The sequence below is a fragment of the Virgibacillus byunsanensis genome, from assembly GCF_042675965.1.
GTDB classification, from domain to species: domain Bacteria; phylum Bacillota; class Bacilli; order Bacillales; family Amphibacillaceae; genus Virgibacillus_R; species Virgibacillus_R byunsanensis.
The window spans coordinates 60,136-69,660 of the sequence record NZ_JBHTKJ010000024.1; the positions used below are offsets into that span (position 1 = coordinate 60,136).

10 protein-coding genes are annotated in these 9,525 nt (G+C 35.1%); 8 read left to right on the top strand and 2 right to left on the bottom strand.

Features of this window, described 5'->3' with window-relative positions:
• Nucleotides 1–276 precede the first annotated feature (276 nt).
• Nucleotides 277–1,302, top strand: a complete 1,026-nt coding sequence (locus ACFQ3N_RS10225) for a SepM family pheromone-processing serine protease (RefSeq protein ID WP_390362051.1) — start codon at nucleotides 277–279, stop codon at nucleotides 1,300–1,302.
• A gap of 126 nt (nucleotides 1,303–1,428) precedes the next feature.
• Here ACFQ3N_RS10225 and ACFQ3N_RS10230 read toward each other — a convergent pair whose 3' ends face one another.
• Nucleotides 1,429–2,640, bottom strand: coding sequence for a nucleotidyltransferase (locus tag ACFQ3N_RS10230; RefSeq protein ID WP_390362053.1), 1,212 nt, complete (start codon nucleotides 2,638–2,640; stop codon nucleotides 1,429–1,431).
• Between the two features lie 196 nt (nucleotides 2,641–2,836).
• Between ACFQ3N_RS10230 and ACFQ3N_RS10235 the strand changes: the two genes are divergently transcribed.
• The 4 genes from ACFQ3N_RS10235 to ACFQ3N_RS10250 all read left to right on the top strand — a co-directional run bounded on the left by ACFQ3N_RS10235 (nucleotide 2,837) and on the right by ACFQ3N_RS10250 (nucleotide 5,666).
• Complete coding sequence (locus ACFQ3N_RS10235; RefSeq protein ID WP_390362055.1) at nucleotides 2,837–3,370, top strand: YceD family protein; 534 nt, start codon at nucleotides 2,837–2,839, stop codon at nucleotides 3,368–3,370.
• Between the two features lie 38 nt (nucleotides 3,371–3,408).
• Nucleotides 3,409–3,582 (top strand): 50S ribosomal protein L32, encoded by a 174-nt coding sequence (gene rpmF, locus ACFQ3N_RS10240; RefSeq protein ID WP_390362057.1) that lies wholly within the window; start codon nucleotides 3,409–3,411, stop codon nucleotides 3,580–3,582.
• Between the two features lie 762 nt (nucleotides 3,583–4,344).
• The gene (locus tag ACFQ3N_RS10245) at nucleotides 4,345–5,103 is read left to right on the top strand and encodes an enoyl-CoA hydratase/isomerase family protein (RefSeq protein ID WP_390362059.1); all 759 of its coding nucleotides are present in this window, start codon (nucleotides 4,345–4,347) and stop codon (nucleotides 5,101–5,103) included.
• An 80-nt stretch (nucleotides 5,104–5,183) separates the two neighbouring features.
• Nucleotides 5,184–5,666, top strand: coding sequence for an RsfA family transcriptional regulator (locus tag ACFQ3N_RS10250; protein ID WP_390362061.1), 483 nt, complete (start codon nucleotides 5,184–5,186; stop codon nucleotides 5,664–5,666).
• A gap of 72 nt (nucleotides 5,667–5,738) precedes the next feature.
• Here the strand turns inward: ACFQ3N_RS10250 and ACFQ3N_RS10255 are convergent, their stop codons facing one another.
• Nucleotides 5,739–6,218, bottom strand: coding sequence for an N-acetyltransferase (locus ACFQ3N_RS10255; RefSeq protein ID WP_390362063.1), 480 nt, complete (start codon nucleotides 6,216–6,218; stop codon nucleotides 5,739–5,741).
• 186 nt (nucleotides 6,219–6,404) lie between these two features.
• Here ACFQ3N_RS10255 and ACFQ3N_RS10260 point away from each other — a divergent pair, with 186 nt between their 5' ends.
• The 3 genes from ACFQ3N_RS10260 to bshC all read left to right on the top strand — a co-directional run bounded on the left by ACFQ3N_RS10260 (nucleotide 6,405) and on the right by bshC (nucleotide 9,388).
• Nucleotides 6,405–7,283 (top strand): 2-dehydropantoate 2-reductase, encoded by an 879-nt coding sequence (locus ACFQ3N_RS10260; RefSeq protein WP_390362065.1) that lies wholly within the window; start codon nucleotides 6,405–6,407, stop codon nucleotides 7,281–7,283.
• Nucleotide 7,284: 1 nt separating this feature from the next.
• Nucleotides 7,285–7,668 (top strand): DUF3397 family protein, encoded by a 384-nt coding sequence (locus tag ACFQ3N_RS10265; RefSeq protein WP_390362067.1) that lies wholly within the window; start codon nucleotides 7,285–7,287, stop codon nucleotides 7,666–7,668.
• Nucleotides 7,669–7,762: 94 nt separating this feature from the next.
• Nucleotides 7,763–9,388: a bacillithiol biosynthesis cysteine-adding enzyme BshC gene (bshC, locus tag ACFQ3N_RS10270; RefSeq protein WP_390362069.1), complete on the top strand. Its 1,626-nt coding sequence runs from the start codon at nucleotides 7,763–7,765 to the stop codon at nucleotides 9,386–9,388.
• Nucleotides 9,389–9,525 lie beyond the last annotated feature (137 nt).

Sequence of the window (9,525 nt, forward strand, 5' to 3'; positions counted from 1 at the left end):
CAATATACGCGAATACATAGCCCTTTTATGCCATAGACTTTTTATACTTATCATAAAAGAGTTGTCATAGTTGATAAGCGCCTGAGAAAAATCAAATTGTTATATGATTTTTTACACAGTAACGTATAATAACTTTTAGGGATTATTAGTATATTAAAATGAATGTTTTTATTACATAGTGGTAACTAATTTTTCTATTTGTTTTATACGGTGAGGTTTTAACTGATTAAGAGTTAAGTTAGCGAAAATTTTTTTGAAAACGGAAGGAGTCTTTCGATGAGATTTACGAAAAGACATATATTTTATTTTATAACTGTAGTAGTAATTGCTTTTGTTCTATCTACATATCAACTTCCCTTTTATATTTATAAACCTGGTGGTGCAGATGCTTTGAATCCAGTTGTCAAAGTAGAAGGTGGTCATGAAAGTGAAGGGGATATGCATCTTGTAACAGTAAGAGGTGGTCAAGCCACCCCAATTCAATATGCATGGGCCAAAGTGTTCCCGCATCAAGAAATTCTGCCTCTTAGTCAAGTGAGGCCAGAAGGTGTAACAGAAGATGAGTATATGCATGTGCAGCTGCAAATGATGGAAAACTCACAAGAAGCCTCTACAGTTGTTGCATATCAAGCTGCCGAAGCTGACATATCCATCACATATGAAGGCGTTTATGTTGTAGCCGTTGTTGAGGAAATGCCAGCTGATGGTATTTTGAAAATGGGTGATCGTATCACCAGCATTAATGGAGATAATATAGAAGATGCTGAGGGTTTAATTTCGTACGTGGAGAATATGAGTGCAGGGGACACGATCACTTTAGACATAAATCGTAATGATAAGCAATTAACAGAAGAAATTACCTTAGAGACGTTTGCTGACTCAGATAATAAAGTTGGTATCGGTATTCAATTAGTAACAGATCGTAGCGTCCAAGTTAATCCTGAAGTAAACTTTACTAGTGGAAATATTGGGGGGCCTAGTGCTGGACTAATGTTCTCATTAGAAATTTATGATCAATTAACTGAATCAGACTTAACAAAAGGTTATCAAATTGCAGGTACGGGTGAAGTTGATTATGAGGGCAATGTAGCTCGTATCGGGGGAATTGATAAGAAGGTAATTGCAGCCGACCGAGAGGGTTGTGATGTCTTCTTTGCACCAAATGAGAACGGGGGTGCGGGTTCTAACTATGAAATAGCTAAAGAGGCCGCCGCAGAAATTGAGACAGACATGGAGATAGTTCCAGTAGACACGTTTGAAGATGCCTTGAATTATTTAAACGAATTAGAGCCAAGTAATTAAAATAAGACTTTCACCGGAAAATATCGGTGAAAGTCTTTTATGTTTGTTTAGGAACTTTAACCTGTGATAATTTAGTAACTGTATAAGCCACGTCCATCTTCAAGAGTGCTTAAAAGCTTTTGTCTTCTAAATCATAATGGGTGTATGTAATTCTTGATTGTAAAATTTTAGCTTATCTTTATTGGGTAAAATACTGTAATATGCATTTGTTGCTTTTTCTTCAAGTGAAAGCATCGGATGTACATTGAGGCTTAGCTTTGAAATGATCGGAACATCCATTTCTTTTTTTCTGACATTTAAAAAAGCTTGGCCTTTTTTAGTCATGCCTAATAACCGGACATATGGTACACTTGAGAGTTCATGAATAAATTCCATATCTCGTTTTCTGGTATTGGTTAAAATATGTACAAAAATTCGTTGTAATCGTGTCCATGTATACCGTTTTGTTTTAATCGATTCGATCCATCCATTAAACGACGTTGCTTTTTTTGCGGTTTTCTTGATCCGATACTCAAGCCCCTCATCAACCCCTTGAATCGCAGCTAACTCTTCTGTGGTCATGGTCATTACTCGGTAGTGGACGAGTGGAAAGTAATCCTTCCATGAATGCCATATAGATGACTCCTTTTTATATTGCTTTAACTGAGAAATTGTCTCTTCTGGTAGTGTGTCAGTTGTAGACGACGATAATTCACTACTATTTAAAAGCTGTTTTCGTATACTTGTAGCACTCGCTATCGAACTTGTAATAGATTGGTCATGGTAACCACTTTTTGAACGTTTTATGGTTAGTGGTTCAATAGAAAGATGATTATCTAAAATAGCTTTTACATAGCTAAAGCCTAAGATGTTATTTGGTTGGGTCAAATCCATATTACTCGTACTTAGTCCAATTTCCTTATAAGCAATTTTACTAGCTTCAGGAAAAGATTCCCCTTGACTTAGAAATTTTTTAAGTGTTTCTTTAAAGACAGATTCTTTTTCTTTAAATGCATGATAACTTGTAATAAAATGTGATATATTACCTGATTCACTGCCAAAACAGATATCTGATACTCCAATTTCACTTAGCGTTTGAACCGAACCTTTTGCAAATAAGTCACTACTTTGTACAGCAAATGGGTATGGTAATTCAAGCATAATATCTATTCCTGCACGTATTGCAGCCTTTGTTCGATAAAATTTATCAATTATTGCTGGTTCCCCTCGCTGTAAAAAAGAACCGCTCATTACAGCTATCATACAGTCAGCATTGGAGGTTTTCTTTGCTTCTTGAATATGATATACATGGCCATTATGAAATGGGTTATACTCAACAATTAAACCGCACGCCTTCATACGAACACCTCCTATAATTTTAGATGAGTTAATTGTATCAAAAAAGTTATGCATTGAGTATGAAGTAAGCATGATTATCGTTTAACATAACGGGAAAGCTTATATGGAAAGACAGTTTTAGATTGTGTAAAGAAAATATGTTGACAAAAGTTGATTTTCCTTTTAAAATAACTCTTGTTGCCTTGAGGTGATTATAATGAAATTTTCATTAGGTGAAATACAGCGAAAAGCCTATAATGAGCCCTTCTCCTTTGATGGAGAAGTCGATGTTTCTGAATTAGAAACAATGAATAACGACATACGTGAAATTAAGCCTGTACGCGTAAATGGTCAAAGTACTGTTCAAGGAAATGAAATCTTTTTTTCATTTTCAATTAGCGGATTGATGATACTACCATGTGCACGTACATTGGTGGATGTACCTTATTCTTTTGAAATACAAGCAAGAGAGGTATTTTCTACAACATCTTATTATACAGATGATGAAGAGGAAAATGAAATTCATCCTATTGATGGAGAAGTACTTGACTTAACTCCATTTATCAAGGAAAATATTTTATTAGAGGTTCCTTATCGTGTGTTTTCAGACGATGTAGATGCCCAAAAAGTTACTCCTAGTAAAGGCAGTGGCTGGGAATTTATTTCAGAAGAGAATAAAGAGAAAACGATAGATCCACGGCTGAAAAAACTGGAGTCTTTATTAAATGATAATGAAAAGGAAAATAACTAGTGCAGAGAGTTTCCTTACGATTGAAGGAGGTGTAAGTCATGGCAGTACCAAAAAGAAAAACGTCTAAAAAAGTAAAGAATCAACGTCGTACGCATAAAAAACTACACGTACCTGGCATGGTAGAATGTTCAAACTGTGGTGAATTAACTAAGTCACACCATGTTTGTAAATCATGTGGTCATTATGATGGTAAAGAAGTAGTGAACAAGTAATTATTTAATTATATGTACAAGAAACAGATCGCGTAATCTCGTGATCTGTTTTTTAATGGCTGTTTTCTAAAAGATTGTTGTTTTTGTCACAATAGATATATAATGCGACATAACTTTATGTGACGGTTAACCTACCGCTACGGAAATACACTTTGCTTTCCGTGGGCGGCTGATGAGCCTCCTCGAGCTAACGCTCTGCGGGGTCTCAACTAGGAGGCTGTCCGACGAAGTGAAATTGCCGAATACTTATTCAAAATATGGTGGATTATACATTAATAATTCAGTGTGAATGCATATATATTCACAGAAATTATTCCATCGGACAGCCTCCTAGGCCTCTGCTCCCACAGGATAAGGAAAGCTACATAGCTAGACATCGCACGCAGAAAATCGGTTTGTATTTTCGAGGAGTCTACGTGTATTTCCTCCGCTGTTATTTCCGTTACTGTCGTGGGACTGTATCTGTATTGATAAAACACCTTACCAGTTTGGGTGAGCGGAGGGCGGTGACTCCTGCGGGAACAGCACGTGTCCGAAGACCCCGCAGAGTGGTTTTCTCGAGGAGGCTGAGGCCGTGCCCGCGGAAAGCATCCGTCCGTAGCGATCCCAGACGGCGGCAATAGAAGTAAGCCTAAAGCTATGTCGCAGTTTATATCAACTGCGAGGCTTAAAAAGCAACAAAACTTACGAATTGAGCCTTTTTAATAATGGAGAAATCATGCTACTATTACATGTATATAGAAAAGAAAAGAGGATCTTATAGTGGAATTAGTAAAATATCAAACACATGATAAAGGATACGGAATCCTTCAATTAAATCGGCCCGATAAACGAAATGCTGTATCGGTTGAAATGGTTGATGCTTTGAAGAATAGTTTGAAAGAGGCAAAACAATCTTCCGTTACATTTTTAGTCATAACTGGAGCAGGTAATGACATGTTTTGCGCTGGTGGTGACTTGCAGGATTTGCATGGAAGCCTGACCCGTGACGAGGCATTTCAAACATTGTATCCCATGAAAGAAGTTATTTATGAAATTGCTTCATTCCCAGTTCCGACAATTTGTTTATTAAATGGAGATGCCCTTGGAGGTGGTTGTGAAATTGCTACTGCATGTGATATCCGAGTAGCAAAAGATAATACAAGATTTGGATTTGTTCAGTCTAAACTAGGCATTATACCAGGTTGGGGTGGTGGTACGCTTTTGTATGAGAAAGTGCACACCAATTTTGCCTTGTGCTGGTTATTGGAAGCTGAGGTTTATGATGCTTCATTTTTAATGGATCGAGGTTGGTTACATAAAGTTGTTACCACAGAAGAGTTTTATGATCAGGATAAACTATTAAAACCATATTTATCAAAGTCATTGGAACAAATGAAAATACTAAAAAGTCAATACAATAAAAAACTATCCATGCTAGGACTATCAGCACAAATGGATGAGGAAGTAAGAAATTGTTCTTTACTATGGGATTCAGAAGAACATATAGAAGCGTTAAATCAGTTTTATAAACGAAAATAGATTTATAAAAATAGTAAACATTTATTCTATCACTCTAACTTTTAGCATACATTGATAGCAAATGTATAAGGAGTGATGTTATGAATGCAACTCGTCAGGATGCATGGACAAAAGATGAAGATATTATATTAGCAGAAACAGTGCTTCGTTATATCAGGGAAGGTAAAACCCAGCTTGAAGCGTTTAAGGATGTAGCTAAACAATTATCACGAACATCTGCTGCTTGTGGTTTTCGTTGGAACGCAACGATTCGAAAACATTATGAAGAAGCTATTCAGTTTGCTAAGGAAGATCGAAAACAAGGGGGAAGAAATACATCTTGGAATTTTGTTGAATTGAGTAATGACGATAGGGATCCTATTGATAAAGCGATATTTTTATTAGAGAAAATGAAAACAGATTTCACACAAGATAATCAAATAAGTCACAGAGAACAGCAGGAAATTATAAATCATTTAGAAAAAGAGAATAACTACTTACAAGAACAATTACTTCGGTATAAAGAAGCTTGGGAAGAGATGGGGAAATTGTGGACCTGGGTTTCTAGAAGCAAAAATGATTGAAATCATCCACAATAAAGAAAAGACATGAATGCTAAAAATGCGTCATTCATGTCTTTAACTACTTATAGAAATTCAATCAACTTCTTTTTCTTTAACACCTTCAGGCATCCAGATTAATGGATTTTCTCCAAGGTCTCTTTCCATCTCGTATTTTGCTTTTTGAAAGCCCATCTTTTCCCAAAACCCTTGTGAATTAATACGTGGATTGGTTTTAATTGGAAGGTTAGATTCTTTTGCATATTCAACTAATGCTTTACCGTATCCTTTTCCCCGGTAGTCAGGTAATACTTCAAGTTTCCACAGTACTACATATTCTTGTGGGGGTTCAAAATACAGATCATATTTGGCCTCCACTCTATATAGGCTCATCCTAGCTACAAGTGTGTTACCGTAATATATTCCATAAAACGGAGAATCACTGTCGTTTTCAACAATATTACTTTGTATATCCTCAAGCATGGATAACTCCTGATTACCATACTCTTTAAAGGACTTAAATTTTTCTAATGTTTTATAATTGATTAAAAGTTTCTCTACTTTTATTTGGTGCATAAGTACTCCTCCTTACAAATCAGAATTTTAAAAGTATGTATATCCTATATTATAGTATAAACGAAAATAGAATGAAATGACTTGAAATGAGTTTTTTGTAATTGTAGTGCTTTTCAATTAATTTTACTCCATAATTTAGTATAGTTTGATACAATTAATTACGTTCCTATTTATGGGGGGATTTATATGAAAATCGGAATAATTGGTGGAGGAGCGATTGGTCTGTTAGTTAGCAGTTACTTATCTTCTGTACACGATGTCACCATATATGTCAGGAGACCTGAACAAAGAGAAGAGCTTATAAAAGACGGCATCCATGTAACGAATTCTTCAAAGGTTAATTGTGTTAGATCATTAACAATCGATGAAATGAATAAAGAAGACTGCCTCATAATATGTACGAAACAACAACAAGTGCAGGATGTATTGCAGCATATACATAATAAAAATAATCATAGTTTTCTTATTTTTTTACAAAATGGAATGGGACATATTGATCTTTTGAAGAAAATCGGACAACCAGTATTGGTTGGAATCGTTGAACATGGTGCTTTAAAATTAGACGATCATACCGTTCAACATACCGGGAATGGGATGATCAAGCTAGCAGCTTTTTCGAAAGGGATTTTGGATATAGATAGGCTTGTCTTTGAGCTCAATCAACCAGAATTCCCAGTGGTTGCTGTTGATGGTTGGCGCAAATTACTCCATGGAAAATTAATAGTGAATGCTGTGATTAATCCTTTAACAGCAATGTTTGGGGTTCGAAACGGTGATATAATAGCCAATCCATATATTTATGAACTGGCAAAGGCACTATGCCGGGAGACAGCTCGCGTTCTTGAGTTAGATTTCCCGGAACAGCTGCAGTGTGTCACAGCTGTTATAAGCAATACGAGTGAGAACGTGTCATCCATGTTAAAAGATATACAAGCACCAAGACAAACAGAAATAGATGCCATTACAGGTTATATCCTTACGATAAGTAAAAAGGAAATTCCGTATACTACATTTGTTTATCATAGTGTGAAAGCATTAGAGATGAAAAAGGGGATAAGATATTAAGATGTTAGATCTTTTTATTTATTTTATTGGATTTTTGATAACAGCCCCGATGATCACTACCTGGGTTGTTTATCTATTTTCAATGAAAATACATCATAAAAAATTAAAAGCATTTCACACGGCTGTGAATTGGACAACTATTTTATATATAGTAGCTGTACATGTATTATTGACTATTATCTTTGGTCATCAATTCTTAGGTATCATGCTGATTTTACTTATCATAATCTTTGCCTGTATCATCTTCATGCAATGGAAGGTAAACACAGAAATTATATTTATGAAGGCACTTAAAACGTTTTGGCGATTAAACTTTTTGCTATTTCTTTTCTTATACATAATCTTACTATTTACTGGTATTATTCAACGGATATTTTATTATTAAAAATAAACATCAAACAGATTGCATGAAATTATGCTTCGTTTTATGTACAATACTTAATGGACATTATATAAGTTTATAAAGGAGCATGCAGTCTATGCGAATCAACCCTATTCCATTACAAAATCAAAGTCAATTTATTAATAGTTATCGAAATAGCGAAATGAATATTATGAAGTATTTTGAATATAACCCAAATTATGAGTCTACATACCAAAAAAGAGTAGAGGATTTAAAAGAGAGATCATTTGACCGAAAGCAGTTAACAAACGTCCTGTACAACTTAAATCAAAAATGGGATGCTCCTGAGTCTACATACCGTAACATTAACCGTTTAAAAGATGAAAATAGTGTGGTGGTGATTGGAGGACAGCAAGCCGGTTTATTAAGTGGCCCAATGTATACGATCAATAAGATCATATCAATCATTCAATTTGCTAAACAACAAGAAGCCAAACTGCAAGTGCCCGTTCTACCTGTTTTTTGGATTGCTGGTGAAGATCATGATTTTGATGAAATTAACCATATCTACTTTCCTGAAAAATCAACTATGAAAAAATACAAACTCTTACAACGTGTTCCAGCGAAACAGTCTGTTTCAGCAACTAAGGTTGACACAACTTACGCAAATCAGTGGTTGAATCGGTTATTTGAACAATTGAATGAAACACAATATACCAAAGATTTGTATGGAACAATTAACAGCTGTTTAGAACAGTCTTCCACATATGTAGACTTTTTTGCTAGAGTTATTCACCAATTATTTAAGGATGAGGGAATCATTTTAATTGATTCGGATCATCCTAATGTGCGCCAACTAGAAAGTGACTATTTTGTAAACATGATTGAGAACCAACCTGAAATAACAAAGGGTGTTTTTACGAATGCACAATTGTTAAAACAAGAAGGTTATTCCTTATCACTTGAAGTGGAAGAAGATGATGCACACCTTTTTTATACGCTAAATAATGAGCGTGTCTTATTATCCAGGAATGAGAATGGGGATTGGGTTGGAAAGCAGAACGAAGCATTGCTAACCACCAATGAATTAGTCAATATCGCGAAAAACCAACCAGAATTATTGAGTAATAATGTTGTCACACGTCCACTTATGCAAGAGTTACTTTTTCCATCTTTAGCTTTTGTCGGTGGACCAGGAGAAATTAGCTATTGGTCTGTATTAAAACCGGCTTTTCAAACACTTAATATAAAAATGCCTCCTGTATTACCTAGGCTATCGTTTACATATCTGGAGCGAAGTGTCGAGAAAACAATGAACAAATATGCTATTTCGACAGACCAGGCGATTAACTTTGGAGTTGAAAATTTAAAAAGCAATTGGTTAGCTTCACAAAGTAACCCTCCTGTTCAACAGGTAGCCAAGCAAATTAAGTCTGCAGTTGATCAAGCTCATAAACCACTAAGAGACATTGCTACTGACGTTCGATCTGACTTAGGTGAATTGGCAGATAAGAATTTATATTATTTACATTGTGACATAGAGTATTTAGAAGATAGAATTCTCAAAGCCATCGAAAAGAAATATGCTAAAGAACTTGATGAGTTTAATATCATACAAAATGCATTGTATCCAGATGGTGGATTACAAGAACGTAAATGGAATCCGTTATATTGGATTAATAATCATGGAACCTATTTTATTAAACAACTGGCAAAAGAACGTTGCTCTTTCGAAAATGAACATTATGTCGTTCATATTTAAATATGCCACCACCATCCACCACTCTTTTAAAAAAGCTGTGATACATAGCGTAAATGCTATGTATCACAGCTTTTTTTAGTAGATAAGAAAGTATAAAATTTTCTTATCTACATAAGTGTAACTAAGGCTTCCGGAGC